This is a genomic window from Bartonella sp. CL25QHWL, from assembly GCF_042195335.1.
Classification (GTDB): domain Bacteria; phylum Pseudomonadota; class Alphaproteobacteria; order Rhizobiales; family Rhizobiaceae; genus Bartonella.
The window spans coordinates 1-16,770 of sequence record NZ_JBHIOE010000002.1 but is presented as its reverse complement, the minus strand read 5'-3'; the positions used below and the strand labels follow the sequence as shown (position 1 = coordinate 16,770).

Annotated in this window: 15 protein-coding genes and 4 pseudogenes; 5 read left to right on the top strand and 14 right to left on the bottom strand. The window is 38.5% G+C overall.

Annotated elements, in window-relative coordinates; all coding sequences use genetic code 11:
- Positions 1-214: 214 nt before the first annotated feature.
- The 5 genes from ACFILY_RS01335 to ACFILY_RS01315 form a co-directional block, all read right to left on the bottom strand.
- Positions 215-469, bottom strand: a complete 255-nt coding sequence (locus ACFILY_RS01335) for an exodeoxyribonuclease VII small subunit (RefSeq protein WP_273791347.1) — start codon at positions 467-469, stop codon at positions 215-217.
- A gap of 7 nt (positions 470-476) precedes the next feature.
- Positions 477-1,580, bottom strand: a complete 1,104-nt coding sequence (gene ribB / locus ACFILY_RS01330) for a 3,4-dihydroxy-2-butanone-4-phosphate synthase (protein ID WP_375637432.1) — start codon at positions 1,578-1,580, stop codon at positions 477-479.
- Positions 1,581-1,595: 15 nt separating this feature from the next.
- Complete coding sequence (aroC, locus tag ACFILY_RS01325) at positions 1,596-2,684, bottom strand: chorismate synthase (RefSeq protein WP_375622315.1); 1,089 nt, start codon at positions 2,682-2,684, stop codon at positions 1,596-1,598.
- Between the two features lie 146 nt (positions 2,685-2,830).
- On the bottom strand, positions 2,831-3,649 hold the full coding sequence (fabI, locus tag ACFILY_RS01320) for an enoyl-ACP reductase FabI (protein ID WP_273791344.1): 819 nt from the start codon (positions 3,647-3,649) through the stop codon (positions 2,831-2,833).
- Between the two features lie 127 nt (positions 3,650-3,776).
- On the bottom strand, positions 3,777-4,679 hold the full coding sequence (locus ACFILY_RS01315) for a DnaJ C-terminal domain-containing protein (RefSeq protein WP_375637433.1): 903 nt from the start codon (positions 4,677-4,679) through the stop codon (positions 3,777-3,779).
- 324 nt (positions 4,680-5,003) lie between these two features.
- Here ACFILY_RS01315 and pdxH point away from each other — a divergent pair, with 324 nt between their 5' ends.
- On the top strand, positions 5,004-5,627 hold the full coding sequence (gene pdxH / locus ACFILY_RS01310; RefSeq protein ID WP_375628318.1) for a pyridoxamine 5'-phosphate oxidase: 624 nt from the start codon (positions 5,004-5,006) through the stop codon (positions 5,625-5,627).
- Between the two features lie 237 nt (positions 5,628-5,864).
- Here pdxH and ubiA read toward each other — a convergent pair whose 3' ends face one another.
- Positions 5,865-6,869 carry a 4-hydroxybenzoate octaprenyltransferase gene (gene ubiA, locus ACFILY_RS01305; RefSeq protein ID WP_375631380.1) on the bottom strand — a complete coding sequence of 335 codons (1,005 nt, stop codon included), beginning with the start codon at positions 6,867-6,869 and terminating at the stop codon, positions 5,865-5,867.
- 90 nt (positions 6,870-6,959) lie between these two features.
- On the opposite strand from ubiA, the gene purD reads away from it, so the two are divergent.
- On the top strand, positions 6,960-8,243 hold the full coding sequence (gene purD, locus ACFILY_RS01300) for a phosphoribosylamine--glycine ligase (RefSeq protein WP_375631379.1): 1,284 nt from the start codon (positions 6,960-6,962) through the stop codon (positions 8,241-8,243).
- A gap of 1,069 nt (positions 8,244-9,312) precedes the next feature.
- Here the strand turns inward: purD and ACFILY_RS01295 are convergent.
- The 3 genes from ACFILY_RS01295 to ACFILY_RS01285 form a co-directional block, all read right to left on the bottom strand.
- Positions 9,313-9,840 (bottom strand): DUF6101 family protein, encoded by a 528-nt coding sequence (locus ACFILY_RS01295; RefSeq protein WP_012754813.1) that lies wholly within the window; start codon positions 9,838-9,840, stop codon positions 9,313-9,315.
- Between the two features lie 144 nt (positions 9,841-9,984).
- The gene (locus ACFILY_RS01290; RefSeq protein ID WP_273791339.1) at positions 9,985-11,394 is read right to left on the bottom strand and encodes an FAD-binding oxidoreductase; all 1,410 of its coding nucleotides are present in this window, start codon (positions 11,392-11,394) and stop codon (positions 9,985-9,987) included.
- Between the two features lie 2 nt (positions 11,395-11,396).
- A complete protein-coding gene (locus ACFILY_RS01285) occupies positions 11,397-12,359 on the bottom strand; it encodes an L-threonylcarbamoyladenylate synthase (protein WP_375631377.1) in 963 nt (320 codons plus the stop codon).
- 282 nt (positions 12,360-12,641) lie between these two features.
- On the opposite strand from ACFILY_RS01285, the gene ACFILY_RS01280 reads away from it, so the two are divergent.
- Positions 12,642-12,926 carry a type II toxin-antitoxin system RelB/DinJ family antitoxin gene (locus ACFILY_RS01280; RefSeq protein ID WP_375631376.1) on the top strand — a complete coding sequence of 95 codons (285 nt, stop codon included), beginning with the start codon at positions 12,642-12,644 and terminating at the stop codon, positions 12,924-12,926.
- 7 nt (positions 12,927-12,933) lie between these two features.
- Positions 12,934-13,215, top strand: a complete 282-nt coding sequence (locus ACFILY_RS01275; RefSeq protein ID WP_273791336.1) for a type II toxin-antitoxin system YafQ family toxin — start codon at positions 12,934-12,936, stop codon at positions 13,213-13,215.
- Between the two features lie 60 nt (positions 13,216-13,275).
- Here the strand turns inward: ACFILY_RS01275 and ACFILY_RS01270 are convergent.
- The 5 genes and pseudogenes from ACFILY_RS01270 to ACFILY_RS01250 all read right to left on the bottom strand — a co-directional run bounded on the left by ACFILY_RS01270 (position 13,276) and on the right by ACFILY_RS01250 (position 15,429).
- Positions 13,276-13,493, bottom strand: a pseudogene (locus ACFILY_RS01270) (hypothetical protein).
- A 146-nt stretch (positions 13,494-13,639) separates the two neighbouring features.
- Positions 13,640-13,840 (bottom strand): hypothetical protein, encoded by a 201-nt coding sequence (locus tag ACFILY_RS01265; RefSeq protein WP_375637436.1) that lies wholly within the window; start codon positions 13,838-13,840, stop codon positions 13,640-13,642.
- Positions 13,841-13,852: 12 nt separating this feature from the next.
- A pseudogene (locus tag ACFILY_RS01260) lies at positions 13,853-14,209 on the bottom strand (glycoside hydrolase family protein); the annotation flags it as partial.
- Positions 14,204-15,217, bottom strand: a pseudogene (locus tag ACFILY_RS01255) (hypothetical protein); the annotation flags it as partial. The pseudogenes ACFILY_RS01255 and ACFILY_RS01260, both read right to left, overlap by 6 nt.
- The gene (locus ACFILY_RS01250; RefSeq protein ID WP_375645322.1) at positions 15,217-15,429 is read right to left on the bottom strand and encodes a hypothetical protein; all 213 of its coding nucleotides are present in this window, start codon (positions 15,427-15,429) and stop codon (positions 15,217-15,219) included. The gene ACFILY_RS01250 and the pseudogene ACFILY_RS01255, both read right to left, overlap by 1 nt.
- 252 nt (positions 15,430-15,681) lie before the next feature.
- On the opposite strand from ACFILY_RS01250, the pseudogene ACFILY_RS01245 reads away from it, so the two are divergent.
- Positions 15,682-16,770, top strand: a pseudogene (locus ACFILY_RS01245) (tyrosine-type recombinase/integrase); the annotation flags it as partial.

The following is a 16,770-nucleotide window of genomic DNA, read 5'->3' as shown; positions in this document are numbered from 1 at the left end:
AACTCAAGAAAACGCAACGAAATACATCTTCTCTACTCTTATTTACAGTTTTGCATCTTTTTTTACTGAAAAATGCTCTTTTCTATTGAGATGAACTATAATTTCCTCATTTTTAAATTATTATATAAAAAAGAAATCAATAAATTTTTCTGTTTATAAACTAAGGTTATTGCATCTCTTAAGTCCCACAATAAATATCCAAAAAGATTTAATATTATTTAGCATCAAGTGGTTCTACTCCTTCTGGAGAACCTTCTTCTGAAAACTGGATTTTTTCAACTTTAGCTTCAGCAACTCTTAAGAGTTTTTCACAATGCTTTTTAAGCGCTTCACCGCGTTCATAAATATCAATGGATTGTTCCAAAGGCACATCGCCACGTTCCAAATTTTCGACAATAACTTCAAGTTGCTTAAGCGCTTGCTCGAAACTTAAGGTCGTAATATCCCCCTCTTGTATCTCTTTTTTCATATGAACCTCAAAAAATATCTGTTCTGGATATACGAATTCCAAAACCTTCCAAACCTACATAATGGCGCTCTTTAGAAGCATAAACAATAACAGAGCCTATTCCTAAATATTTTAAAATTTGTGATCCTAAACCAATTTTGCGCCATTCTTCTTCGCGTTCAATCGCCTGCACATGGTTTTCTGAACTGTCTCTTGCCATGTTTTGAATATCAATAGCTGATTGTATAACAGATCCTTCACGCAAATAAATAAATACGCCACGTTTTTCTTTTTCCATCATACGCCGCATCATCACCATAATATCTGAAGTTTGACAAAAAACGTCATTTATAATGTTTTCATGATGTAAATACACAGGAATATCCTCCCCCTCACGGACATCACCAAAAACAATTGCAATATGCTGAACGGCTTCCCAAGGGAGTTGATAACTTTGAATAATAGCGGGACCTACAAATGTTTCAATAGGCATTTCTCCAACATTTTTGATCAATATTTCCTTACGTTGGCGGTAAGCAATTAAATCTGCAACCGTTATAATATGCAACCGATGTTCTTGCGCAAATTTCATAATCTGATCGCCATGTTTAACGCTTCCATCATCATTAACTAACTCACCGATAACACCAACCGGCGGCAAATTAGCTAATTTACATAAATCAACAGCCGCCTCTGTGTGACCTGAACGCATGAGCACCCCCCCTTCATGCGCAATCAAAGGAAAAACATGCCCTGGACGAACAAAATCATCCGCACTTGCATTTGAATTCGCAAGATTACGTACAGCTAATGTACGGTCATGTGCTGAGATCCCTGTTGTTATGCCGTGTTTAAAATCAACAGTAACCGTAAATTGTGTCCCATGTGCAGAGTTATTATCTGGTACCATAGGAGAAAGATTAAACCGTTTTGCTTCTGTTTTTGGCATAGGTGTGCACACAATACCTGTTGTGTGACGAAGAATAAACGCCATCTTTTCTTCTGTACAATGCGCTGCAGCAACAGTTAAATCACCTTCATTTTCACGGTCATCATCATCTGTTACCACAACAATTTCACCGCGTTCAAAAGCTTTAAGTGCAGAAACAATTTTTTTTTCATCATACGCCATTGTTCACCTTTTCAATCACCCAACTTGACCGCGATGTCTTAGATAATGGTCAGCAATAGCACAAGCAACCATCGCTTCACCAACAGGAACGGCACGGATCCCAACACATGGATCATGACGCCCCTTTGTTATAACGTCTATATCATGACCATCAACATCAATAGAGCGACGAGGTGTTAAAATTGATGAAGTAGGCTTTACAGCAAAACGTGCAACAATTGGCTGTCCACTCGATATTCCCCCTAAAATACCTCCCGCATGATTTGATAAAAAAAGCGGTTTTCCATCATTTCCCATTCGCATTTCATCGGCATTTTCTTCTCCCCTCAAGCGGGCTGCCGCAAAACCATCACCAATTTCCACACCTTTTACCGCATTAATCGACATAAGTAACGAGGCAATATCTTGATCAAGCTTTGCGTAAATAGGGGCTCCTAAACCTGCCGGAACATTTTCTGCAACGATCTCAACAACCGCTCCAACAGATGTTCCCTCTTTACGGAGTTCACTGATATAATCACTAAAAATGTGAACCATCTCTGCATCAGCTGTAAAAAAAGGATTATTATTAACCTCTGACCAATCCCAACGATCACGATTAATATTATGAGGACCAATTGCTATCACTGCTCCTCGTACAATCAAACCAGGAACGATTTTACGAGCAAATGCACCAGCTGCAACACGTGCTGCCGTCTCCCGTGCCGAAGCACGTCCCCCGCCTCGAAAATCACGAATGCCATATTTAATATCATAAGTATAATCCGCATGTCCTGGACGATACTGATGGGCAATCGAGCTATAATCCTTCGAACGCTGATCTGTGTTTCGAATCAACAGAGAAATTGGTGTACCTGTTGTCACCAATGTCGTCCCATCGTCTTGAACAACAACTCCTGAAAGGACCTCTACTTTATCTGGTTCTCGGCGCTGCGTTGTATATTTTGATTGTCCTGGTTTGCGTTTATCAAGATAAGCTTGAACTTCTGCAAGAGTAAAAATAATTCCAGGTGGACAACCATCAATGACACAACCAAGAGCAGCACCATGACTTTCACCCCATGTTGTTACACGAAACAAATGACCAAATGTATTATGCGACATGAAAAAGATCCGTTTCTCTGTCAAATATTACAACGACAACGCATGTTGTATGCTATACACAAGGTAGCTCTTTGCGCTCAAATACTCTTAGCCACTTTAAATTTGGTCAAATTACTGCTGTCCAATAAAATCCTATAAACCAAACTTTATTCTTTAACGACAGAAATGTCTGGTGCATCAACGGCTTTCATACCTATGATATTATAACCCGAATCGACATGATGGACTTCACCAGTAACAGAACGAGACAAATCTGAAAGAAAATAAAGCGCAGAATCACCAACCTCTTCAATTGTTACCGTACGACGTAATGGAGCATTATATTCATTCCATTTTAAAATATAACGAAAATCACCAATACCAGAAGCTGCTAACGTTTTAATGGGTCCAGCAGATATAGCATTAACACGAATATTTTGAGGACCTAAATCTACCGCTAAATATTTCACGCTCGCTTCGAGAGCCGCTTTAGCAACCCCCATTACATTATAATTTGGAACAACCTTTTCTGCTCCATAATAGGTCAGTGTCAAGATTGAACCACCATCTGGCATCAATTTTTCTGCACGCTTCGTTAGAGCCGTTAGGGAATAAACGGAAATATTCATGGTCATCATAAAATTTGATTCGCTGATATCAATATAACGACCACTTAATTCATCTTTATCAGAAAAGCCAATAGCATGAACTAAAAAATCGAGTTTTCCCCATTTCTTCTCTATTTCTTTAAAGACCGTATCAATAGAGACACTGTCAGAAACATCACAATGTCCACAAACAAACCCCTTTAATTCTTCAGCCAAAGGCTCAACACGCTTTTTCATTGCTTCACCCTGATAGGTAAAAGCAAGCTCTGCCCCGGCGCTACTTGCCGCTTTAGCGATTCCCCAAGCGATGGAGCGATTATTGGCCAACCCCAAAATTAAACCACGCTTACCGTACAATAAACCATTACCCTTAGCCATCAGCACTGCCCCATTGTTACTTAAAATTAATATTATTCATCTGCCTATGACACAGGTCAACTTTTTCTTCAAGCAATTGGTTTAAAATCAAACAAAAACTACGCTTTTATATATAAAAATTTTAAAATTAATCTTGTTGCATTTGCAAAAACTGTTCTAGCGCGGCATTTTCACCTTCCGGCAACATAATGCGAACATGCACATAAAGATCATCTCTTGTACCATTTTTTAAACGAAGCCCTTTCCCTTTCAACCGTAAAACGCGATCAGAACTTGACCACGCAGGAATCGTTAAAACCACACGTCCCTCCAACGTCTCAACTTCTTCTTTTGCTCCCAAAACAGCATGTTTAAGAGAAACTGGTAAATCAAGATGAAGTGCTCTTCCTTCAACCCGAAAATGAGGATGTTTTTGAATCTGAATGGTTATCAACGCATCTCCTGCTTGCCCAAGAGCTACCTCTTCTCCCTGACCTTTTAAACGAATAACCTGTCCGTCTTCAATATAATATGGAAGTTTAATTTTTAACTTTTTTCCATTTGGAAAAACAGCTTCCACCTTTTCTGCGCCAACCATCTGCTCTAGTGTTATGGCAAGATTAGCACGAACATGTGCTCCTTGTTGGGGACGGTTATAGTGTGTGGAATTCGAAAAGCTACCTCCTCCTCCAAACAGATCCCGAAAAATATCACTCGCATCAAAACCTGCACCACCTGAAGAGGAAAAATCAAATCCCTTTGCTCTTCCTGAAAAAGGATTTTGTTTATTGCTAAAATTTTCACCAGTACCATAGGCCTGATAAAGCGGTTTTCCTTCCATATCAATTTCACCGCGGTCAAATTGTGCCTTTTTATCTTTATCACCTATAATTTCATAAGCTTGATTAATTTCAGCAAATTTTTCTTTAGCCTTTGCATCATCTCTATTATGATCTGGATGATACTTCTTTGCTAATCTTCTAAATGCCGATTTAATCTCTTGCGATTTTGCGGTACGTGCCACACCCAGAATCGTGTAGGGATCACGCATATTGCCCTCTTTTCAATTTCTTCGTTTTCAAAATATCAACTGATACGTTGTTAATACCCTTTATAGCTTCATCAATCTATTCTAGAGAATAATTTCTTCTTTTCTCTTTATATGTCTATCAATAAACTAAAATACCAGATAAAATGAGACATTTATTTAATATAGCTCATTGTAGTCTATGCTAAAGTAAAAATAATTAAACTACCATAGAAATACACGATAGCATTGGCTTTTTGAAAATAAGGAAAAATGGTACTGTGACTTCTTGATGATAAAGTAAATGAGAAAATGCCTCACCCATGCTCACTGATATTTGGAGAAACTATGAGCAAAAAAATACCAACAGATGATCATTTTATGCAAATGCAAAAACCTTTTGAACTTTTCGCAAAGTGGCTTGAAGAGGCAACGATAAGTGAAATAAATGATCCGAATGCTATGGCATTAGCAACAGTTGACGAAACAGGACTCCCTAATGTTCGTATGGTTCTCCTCAAAGACTACAGTCCCCAAGGCTTTGTCTTCTATACCAATTATGAAAGCTGTAAAGGACAAGAAATTTTAAAATCAATGAAAGCATCCTTAGGTTTTCATTGGAAATCGCTCCGTCGTCAGGTAAGAATTAGAGGAATTGTTGAAAAAGTAAGTCAACAGGAAGCCGATGCCTATTTCCAATCACGACCACGTGGTAGTCGAATTGGTGCATGGGCATCTAAACAATCTCAACCTTTAGACAATCGTTTTGTGCTCGAAAAAGCAATTGCTCAATATACTGCGCGTTATGCTCTAGGTAATATTCCACGACCACCTTATTGGTCTGGGTTTCGTGTTAAACCCCTTTCTATAGAGTTCTGGTGTGATCGCCCATTTCGTTTACATGATCGTCTGCTTTTTACACGAGATTGTGTTGAACACAGCGATTGGAAAAGACAAAAACTTTATCCCTAATCCTTCAAATTTCATCGTTATGAAGATTTTTTCTTCCCAACAGTTAAACAAATATTTTTTATTTGAAAAATTCTAAAAGAAGATGATTTATTTTATTTAAATAGAAGAATTTCATTTCCACTGTAACAGTTGATTAGTAATATTTTCTACTGTATCGCTTAAAAATAGATTAGCAACAAGCTTATTTAAAAAAACATACTGTATTCAGTAGAAACTATGATTTTAGCTAACTTATTTTTAGACCGCAGGATAAAATATCGTCCATATACCCCCACATACTAAACCAGCAAAAATCACAAAACCAATAAGCGAATTAGATTTGAAAAGCCTGAGGCATTGTGAACTGTCATCTATATCAATGACTTTAATTTGAATAAACATATGGATGCTTGCCACAAAAATCCCCAAAAAACTAAGAACAGGGACTCCAGCTAAATAAAATGCTAGACTAATGAACATCACAAAACCACCATACAAAAATACTAAAGCACGCTTGGTTGCTTTACCAAAGAGAAGAGCCGTAGAACGGACACCAACAGTAACGTCATCTTCTTTATCTTGATGTGCGTAGATTGTATCATATCCTATGGTCCACAAAATTGATCCCACATAAAGCAAGATTGGTGCCCAGCTTAAACTTCCAAAGACAACAGCCCACCCCATTAATGCCCCCCAATTAAACGCAACGCCTAAAAAAAACTGCGGCCAATATGTTACGCGTTTCATAAAAGGATAAAATGCAACAGCTATCAATGACGAAATACCTAGAAAAAAACTAAACCTATTAAATTGTGATAAAACAACTAAACCAACCAAACATTGCACAAGTATAAAAACTCTTGCTTGAAACCGACTCACATGACCTGTCGGCAATGGGCGAGAACGTGTCCTTTCTACCTGAGCATCAATTTTATGGTCAATAAGATCATTCCAAGTACATCCTGCCCCTCGCATAGCAATAGATCCCAGAAAAAAAAGAAAAAGATACCAAACCCAATGAAGAAACATTGATAAAAGAGTATCGTAATGCATTTTATAAGAGAAAAAAGCCATTGTTGTTGACCAAAAACAAGGCCACATCAACAATTGCCATCCAATAGGCCGATCCCAACGCGCCAATTGCGCATAAAACCATAAAGAACAGGGAAGGAAATTGTAAACCCATTGTTTGGAAGATGCATCCATAACCCGTCCTTGGCTATCATAGGACTGAACATGCGCGATATTTTTATTTTTTTTCATCAAATGATTTACCTTTGGTCTTGCGATAGAGACATTTCATTCTTATGAGAAGGGGATGAGATTAATCATCTTTTATGAGAGGAGCAAGCAATGAATATTCTTCTTATTGGCTCAGGTGGACGAGAACACGCTTTAGCATGGAAAATAGCAGCATCACCACTGCTAACAAAGTTATACTGTGCTCCTGGAAATCCTGCAACAACAGAATTTGGTGAAAATATTAATTTAAACATTGATGACCATTCCCTTGTTATTGATTTTTGTAAAGCACGTTCTATTGATCTTGTAATTGTAGGACCAGAAGCACCATTGGTTGCGGGTATAACAGACTCTCTTAATAGCGCTAACATCTGTGTATTTGGTCCTACTCAAAAAGCTGCTCAACTAGAAGGTTCAAAAGCTTTTACAAAAGATTTATGTCGTAAGAATAACATTCCTACAGGAAGTTACCAATGCTTTAATGATGCCTCTAAAGCTAAAGCTTACATTCAGCAACAAGATGTTCCCATTGTTATTAAAGCTGATGGCTTAGCAGCTGGTAAAGGTGTTGTGGTTGCAACAACTATGGAAGAAGCATTTAACGCAGTTGATGCCTGCTTCAAAAGTACATTTGGAGATGCAGGAAACAAAATTGTTGTAGAATCTTTTCTTGAAGGTGAAGAAGCAAGCTTCTTCTGCCTTTGTGATGGTAAAGTTGCTCTTCCTTTTGGATCTGCTCAAGATCATAAACGTGTAGGTGATGGGGATATTGGAGCAAACACCGGTGGTATGGGTGCTTATTCACCAGCGCCCATCATGACCAAAGAAATAGTGAATCGTACTCTCAAAGAAATTGTTGAACCAGCTTTAAAAAGCATGAAAGAAATGGGCGCTCCCTTTAAAGGTATTCTCTTCGTCGGATTAATGATAACGCAAAAAGGACCTGAATTAATTGAATTTAACGTACGATTCGGTGATCCTGAATGTCAAGTTTTAATGATGCGCCTCAAAGATGACATTTTGCCAATTTTTCTTGCTGCTGCTCAAGGAAAACTTGAAAATAAGCCTCTTCGGTGGTCTGAAAAAGCTGCTCTCACCGTTGTTATGGCTGCTAATGGTTATCCAGACTCTCCCCAAAAAGGTACTGTTATCCGTAACGTTGATCAAGTAAACTCTCTTCCCGATGTGAAAGTTTTTCAAGCTGGTACAGTGTTGCGTGATGGAGAACTCATTGCAAATGGTGGACGTGTTCTCAATATAACTGCAACAGGAAAAACGATTACGCATGCACAAAAACGTGCCTATGAAGCTGTTGATTGTATTGATTGGCCAGAAGGTTTTGTTCGTCGTGATATCGGATGGAGAGCCGTTGCGCGAGAAAATAAAATCCTTTGAATATTCTTTTTTACGATTTTATTATTTTATATAAGAGCATGACACACAAATTTTCTCACTGTTTTACGTTGACCATAATTTTGAAAAAATGAGTGTGCTTTCCTTTGAACAATCAAATATTATAAATAGAATATCTACTCATGATAAAATAGGAAAATTTTTTGAATCTGAAAATGTAATATAAAATGATCATTTTACTGTTACTTTAAACGTATTTTCTCATCATTTTTATAAACACTTTCTTTCTTATAAAGTCCTGAAGAAAAACATATATACTATCATTTCTTTTATCTATCGCGTTTTTAATGAAATTCCGCTTTTACAAAAAATAAAATGCCCAAAAAAGATAGTTATATTATTCACATACAAATTCTTAAACAATACCTCTCATGCTCATCACTCCCATTTTACGACACTACCTGCAAATAGTATAAATCCACTCTTCCATCTTTCTGGAATAAAAACCGATACCATCTTTGTATTTTCCAACTCTCAATATTACGATAACCCTTTCTATCTAAATGATTTTGATTATAAGAGAGAGAGAGATGAAATAAGAATATTCTGCAATATTCAAAGCTCTCATTCAACATGGAGAAATTATTTATAAAAAAATTCAAAAACACTTCCAGCAATCTGCTGGTGTTTTTATGATGTGGCAAAAACCCAAAATTATACCGCCAAAAAAAACAGTTTCTATTGTTATGAAAACCGTTTTTACCTCTCCGAAAAAAGCGTTTTACATAATCGATTTCTGCTGCCAATGTATGGTGTCAAAAAACTCTCATTTACAATCATTGACTTCCTCTTTTTGTTTTCAAGAACCAAAAGTCACACCAAATCCCGTCTGTAAAGGTCTGGATTCTCATTGAGCGGGTTCCTCTTGCTTCCCACTCCTATGCTGCACTTACACAAATATCTACAAGCAAACTTAAGAATATTTGCCATATCTCCTAAAACACTTCATGTGTGAAGTTTACATGCCTTATATTACCGCTCCAAACAACGATGTTTTACAGCACAACAAGATAAATGCTGACGGTAGTACAAAAATAAATGCATGTTAATATTACTGGAGTGCAATTCGATTCGCAATCACCAAACGCAAGCCTAACGGATTGCTATAACGAAGTAAAAAACGCTTTTGTTTAGAATGTGCTGTTGTACCAAAAAATCGATGTAAATCAGAACGATCTTTTACAACCAGAATGCGATTATCTTCATTGATCATAAGCATGGGAAGGCCATAAGTATCCGCCCATAACCGCCAATCCAGAAGAACATTATTCAAATCTCTGGAAACCAAAAGCGGTATACAAGCTTCCTCATCGGCATGAAGTAATTCTAATGCAACAGCTCTTTCTCCTGAACGCGTTTTTACGGTACGTGCTGCAATTCCTTGGAAATGATAAGGGGGTATTAAATGCGATAAACTTGAAGGCATATCCGTTTTAAAAGAAACACCACGCTCATTTAACGAACAAATAACCTGATTACCCGTTTTGGATGAAAAATATGTCGTCGTTTGTGGCAAATGGCACGGATCTAACCGAAATTCAAGCACCGCTTTTGCCTGATTAAAGCATTGATTAGCCATATACATTATCCCAATTTATCTTAAATAACATACACCCTTTAGCAGCTTTTTCTCATTGGATTATTAAAAGTTTGAATAAAAAACAACTGGTTTCTTTTTTGGTTATTAAAATCTAAACAAAAATACATGATCACCATTCTTGAATTATAATACTTTTCCAGGATTCATTATCCCTAAAGGATCGAGCGTTTTTTTAATCCCTTGCATAATATCCAATGCGACAGGCGATTTAAAAGAACGAAGTTCTTCGCGCTTAAGCTGACCAATTCCATGCTCAGCAGAAAATGCACCTCTATAGTCCACCACTAAACTATGAATGCGATGATTCATTGTTGACCATAACTGCAAGAACACTGTCGTATCAGCTCCTACAGGTTGTGTAATATTATAATGTAAATTTCCATCGCCCATGTGTCCAAAACAAATCACCCGTGCTCCTGGAGCAATATCTTCTACAATAAGCGCTGCCTCAGCAATAAAATCAGGAATAGAAGCAAGTGGGATTGCAATATCATGCTTAATGGACCCTCCTGCTAACTTTTGTGCTGATGATATACTTTCTCGTAATTGCCAAAAAAAATCTTGCTGTTTTAAAGATTGCGCAACAACTGCATCTTCTATCACCGCATTCTTTAAAGCTTCTTCTAAAATAGTACTCAATACCGATAATGCCTCATCATTGCCTTGCAACGATGAAATGTTCATTAATACATACCATTCATGTTTCCGCTGAAGAGGAGGCTTCTCACACATCTTATAATCTAAAGCCATTTGCAAACTGAGATTTCCCATGAGCTCAAAACCTGTCAACATCCCTCCTCCATATTCTTGAGCCAGAGATAAAAACTCTAAAGCCTTCGCCGGACTATATAATCCCACCAAAGCAACAGCTTTTCCTTTTATTTTTGGAAACATCTTCAAAACGGCTGCGGTTATAACTCCCAATGTGCCTTCTGCACCAATAAAAAGATCTTTTAAATCGTAACCGCTATTGTCTTTTTTAACAAAACGCAAATCATCTAAAATACGCCCATCCGGTAAAACAACTTCTAAACCAAGACAAAGATCACGCATATTGCCATAAGCTAAAACAGCTGTCCCTCCAGCATTCGACGAAAGATTGCCTCCTACTTGGCAAGAACCTTCAGATGCCAAAGAAAGAGGGAAAAAACGACCTGATTCATCCACTTTTTTCTGTAAATCCTGTAAAATAACACCAGCCTCTACAACAACAAAATTTCCCTCAAGATTTATAGCTCTAATCTTATTTAATCGCTCCATGGATAAAAGAACGCTCCCTCCTCTTTCATCTGGTTGTTGTCCCCCCACAAGCCCTGTATTTCCACCCTGTGGCACAATCGGTGTGCGCGTTTTGCTCGCTAACTGCATAATCGATGAGATCTCTGCGCAAGAAGATGGACGTAAAAGTAAAGGTGTTTTTCCATGAAAAAGCCCACGCTCTTCAAGCAAATACGGTGCAATCAACGCTTGATCTGTTATAGCATGCTTAGCACCAACAATTTCCCTAAACCCCTCAATTAATTCCTGCTCCATGTTCATTTCTCCTTTGGAGCTGCAGCCCGTATAAGACGATCATTGATAGCCTCCCCTAATCCGTATAATGGAATAGGTTCTACTGCGATACATCTCACTTTAAATGAATCTAATTCCTTCATATATTGAAATAAATGAGAGGCTGCCTCTTCCAACTTTCCATCTTCGCTAAGGTTTAAAATAGAAACGGCATTTTCAGCCCCCATAACACGCTTTGAACCAAATGCTAAAAGCGCTTCACCATTTTCTACCTTTTCTACATTCAAACGAACCGTGGCATTAGGGGCATAATGCGATTTTAACATCCCAGGAGCTTCAATCGCCGCCCTTTGATCTATCCGTTTTAAAGACTTCCCCACAACTTCTTCAATTTTATCAGCCGAAAGCCCCCCTGGACGCAAAAGATAAATATTTTCACCACAAATTTTAATAATCGTTGATTCTAGCCCTATTTTAGCAGGTCCTCCGTCCAATATTAAAGGAACAGATTCCCCCAAAGATGCAAAAACAGCCTCAGCTGAAGTAGGGCTAAGACGCCCCGATTGATTCGCACTAGGAGCAGCAAGTGGACGGCCAAAATGTTGTACCACTTCCGCAAAACGACTGTCTGGAAAACGAACAGCCAAGGTATTCAAACCAGAGGTTGTTAAAGGATGGATATTATGCTGTTCCTTTAAAGGCAAAACCAATGTCAAAGGCCCTGGCCAAAATTCCTCCATTAATTGGCGTGAAAGAAAGTCAATTTCAACATAACGTTGTGCCATTTCGATGCCGCTGACATGCGCAATAAGAGGATTAATTTGCGGACGACCCTTTGTAGAATAAATAGAAGAAATTGCCCTCCCATTGGTTGCATCGCCCGCTAATCCATAAACAGTTTCCGTTGGTAACGCTACTAACTTCCCTTTTTCAAGAAGCGCTATTGCTTCTCTTATCGAAGCACTATCGAGTGGTAGAATCGTCATGATACATCATTTCTATAACACTCTTTTAGTGATATTATGCTCTTTTTTATTCATATATCACATTGATTTTATATAGTTTTTTTTAAAAGTGCGAGGTTCATAAATAAAGGTTAGGGAATAGGATTTTCCAATATTCTTCTACAAAACATATCTTATTCTGCCAACTTTCTCTAATCATTTTTTGAATTTTGCTAAGTTCTCTTGTGAAAAGCTATTGTTGAAACTCTTGACATAAACTTAACGTGTAGTACATTGTACTACAATTGAATAGGAGGTTTAGCAATGGGAAAAATTCAAGCCCGCATACCTGATGAAGTTCAAGAAATTGCAAGTGCAGTTATTAAGTCTACGGGTTTAACTGTATCGGATGCAGTACGCATGTTTATGACCCGCATTGCTAGAGATCGAGCATTACCGCTTGATCTATTCCAACCAAATCCGGAAACATTACGAGCTATCGAGGATGCTGAAATGAGACGCATCGAAGAACATACATCATTAGACGGCTTAAGGACCATGATACGGGAAGATAGAACCGAAATGCGTAAATCTGAAAAGCAAACCTAAGCTTGCTATGCGGGAAATTGTCTATACGCGTTCATTCCGGTGTGATCTTAAACATGAAAGCAAAGGTAGGTATGCTAATGCACTAGAGGAGAATTTACTGCTTGTGGTCAAAGCGTTAGCGGAGAATGAACCGCTAACGGCGCATTGGAGAGATCATGCACTAACATGTCAATGGCGCAATTGTCGTGATTGTCATATCAAGCCAGATTTAGTTGTGATCTATCGAAAGCCAGATACCAAAACACTAGAGCTCTTACGACTTGGTTTGCATTCTGAACTACGCTTATGATTGGATCTCCAATTCATAGTAAAAAGGATTTTTCGAAGTTTTGCTTGTATGACAGTTTTTCTAATTCTTTAAGAACCATTGTTTTAAATGTGCGAAGATGTTGTCTATTGCATCCATGAGGCGTGCAAAATCAAGGATAAGCAAAAAAAGAAAAAATGCTATCCACTTCATCAAGCGAGACATCATTTTCACGCTTTGATAGGTGATGATCATTTCTTGAAGCATTTCTTTTCTACTTCTGTAAGCTCTATGTGTTTTTTGGATTTTTTTCTAACCATGTTTCCACCCACACAAGCGTTCACCTAGATTATTGTGCTTTAAGATCTGTCTTACTAAATTGGAACTGATGGTGTTCAGATCTTGCCGGCTTAAATAAACAGGTAACCAACCAACACAAGAAGAAGCATATTTATTTGTCGCGCAATCAATCAAAGAGAGCAGCACGCACATCAGCAGCACTTTTTTGATTAACTTCACTTTCCACCTCCAGCCGTGTTGTGGCTGCTTTTAAAGCTTTTTCTGTTTGCTTTTGTTGCTCTACTTTTTTCCCAAGAGTAAAAGCTCTTGCCAAGGCAATAAAAAAAGCGGCTAAAGCCGCACCTGTTACCATCAAGTTTCTTTTCATCCATAAGATCCATAGGCGGTGCTCCTGAAAGCGTTTAGCAACAAAGAAAATGCCAGTACATGCGGCTAAAACCATAATGGCGGCTAAAGCCCATTGAATGGGTCCATTGCCCACTAAAAATCCACCCAGACCTGAGAAAGAACCAATAATCGGTGCCAATGCTTCTGCTTTGAAAACCCCCGTTGGTGCTTGCGTTTCTACTGTTTGGTAGTTAGAGGAAACATAAGCACCTTTCGTCCATAGCCCTTGCCTCTGATACACGCCGGAGTACAAGACCTTGTAAACGTTTGCCTCTTGGCTTTGGTCCATTTTCTGCAATTCGGTTGGTACAGCTTCATAATCACCCCGATTAAGCCTTTTAAGCAATGTTCTATAGCCTTTTTGAGGGCTTAACGTGCTGCCTATGATTTTCATGGCAAGGTCTGGATATTGTGTGAGTGCTTGCGCATCTTCATCGCTATACCCTTTAGAGCGTAAAAATTGCAAAGTTTGTTTATATTGTGCGCGTTCCTTGTTGCCCTGCCGCATAAGGATAGATGCATTTGAAAAACTTTCTTGTGGTGTCTTTCATAACGCAAGCCCTGCAAAAAAATCCATTAAATGCTCGGAAAATTCTGATTTTCTAAAACGCTCCCATAAGCTACTTAGATTTGCTCCTGTCTGAACAAAATTATCAAGTGACTTGATATAATCTGTTTTTTGTTCAAGATCACCACTTGCTTTTAAATGCTCCTCCTCTGGTAAGTGTGCATTCAAATGTTTTTCTTCTTCTATAGGTGCATCAAAAAGCTTTTCCTCATCATTTCCAGAATCATTTTTCAAAGAGTTTTCCGCTATAGATTTCTCATTAAGTTGAGCAATATAATCCATCACATTTTTTTGCTGTCGCCCAGCTTCATCCCCACTAGACTGATCAATGTTCCCAACAAGTGGAGATTGAGAGATCATTGATGCAACGCCTCCCTGCTCTGAGAAGTCATGCTTTTGTTGCTCTGGCGCCTCTTGTATCTTAACAGTATCCTTTGAAACATCCGGCAATGGAGGCATTTAGCGCTTTAAATCATCCGTAGACATAATCAATTCTGTGGGCGTTTTTTTCCCAGCTTCTCCTCCTCCTGTTTGAGAACCGCGAATAAGCTCTGTAGGACTCAATTTTTGTGGAGTATCAGCCCCATTGCTCGCATCAAAAGGGTTTGTGCTAAAAGCAACACGTTCTAAAAAACTTTGCGTGTATTGCCCTTACAACGGCGTGCTTAGAGGGGTAGAGAGTTGTTGAAATAAATATCTAGGTAACTGCGGTATAACCTGATACATAAAAGGACGCAAAAATTTTGGATCAAACAACTTTGATAGAGAATTCGTGTTTTCTTGTTCCATCACTGCACCCTTTCCATCTCAAAGCCAAGCTTGCCATAATCCACATGCAAAAAGCCTGTCGCCTTATGCAAGAAAACAGCTTCAGGTTTTGACTTCAAAACATCTTGCGCCATCACCCCGCGATAGCGCTCTGGATAGCCCTTGTAATTATACTCATAGAGTTTGTGTCCATCTCGCTGCCCTACTCGTACAATATTTTCTTTCGATCTGATGTCGCTAAGCCCAGCAAAAGTACCAAGGATAGTTCCAACATTTCCAACAATCTCTCATGGATTAGGTTTTGGCTACAACAATATATTGATTTATAATGATAATTTACTGTTTTGTATATTGAATTAGACCCCCGAATAACGTAGGATTCTCTCATTTCAAATCTGTTTATCTTGAATCAACTAAAACCACTCATTTGTACATAACAAGTGGGATGAGTGTGTGGATAAAATTTATATAAGAAAGGACTAAAAATGGTTCTTATGAACCGTCTTAATGCAAGGGCTGTCGCAACACCCACGAGCTGGCAAATATAATGATGGTGCCGGCTTGTTACTTCATAAGCGTAAAGATGGAGGTGCTCAATGGATTTACCGTTTTACCATTCATGGGCGGCGCCGTGAAATGGGCTTGGGTGCTTTAAGAGATGTTTCTTTAAAACAAGCCCGTGAATGTGCAATGCAATGGCGTGCTGTTTTACGTGAAGGGCGTGATCCTATTAAAGAACGTAATAAACAAAAGCGTGAGGCAATAAGTAATCTCCATTATTTAAAAGATATTGCTTTAGATGCTTTTGAAAGTCGTAAAGCTGAATTAAAAGGTGACGGTAAAAATGGAAATTGGTTTACACCTTTACGCCTTCATATTCTTCCCAAGTTAGGCTGTTTACCCGTTTCAGAGATTACCCAAACAGAGATACGCAATACCCTTGCCCCCATTTGGCATACAAAAGCTGGAACAGCCCAAGCAGCATTGATACGTCTTAATCTTTGTCTCAAACATGCGGCTGCCTTGGGTTTGAATGTTGATTTACAAGCAACAGAAAAAGCACGTGCTCTCTTAGGAAAACAACGTCATAAGATCACTAATAGACCAGCAATGGATTGGAAAGATATACCAGCTTTTTATCAGTTCCTCTGTAAAACACAAAACATAACACATCTTGCTTTGCGCTTGCTTATCCTTACAGGGGTTCGCTCTAACCCTTTACGTCATATTCATAAAGATCAAATTGATGGGGATATATGGACCATACCTGCTGAGAATATGAAAGGAAAGCGTGATACAACAAAAGAATTTCGCGTCCCCTTATCATCTGAAGCATTAAAAGTAATTGAACAAGCCCGCTGTATTTCTAAAAGTGATTTCATCTTTTCACTTACCGGTCGTGGTCCTCTTTCACATACGATGATGGCGGCGTATATGAGAAAAAATAAAATTGAAGCCTGCCCGCATGGTTTTCGTTCTAGTTTACGCAATTGGCTCGCTGAAACAACCGATGCTCCCTATGAGGTCGCTGAAACCATTCTAAGTCATACGGTCGGCGGTAAAGTAGAGCGTGC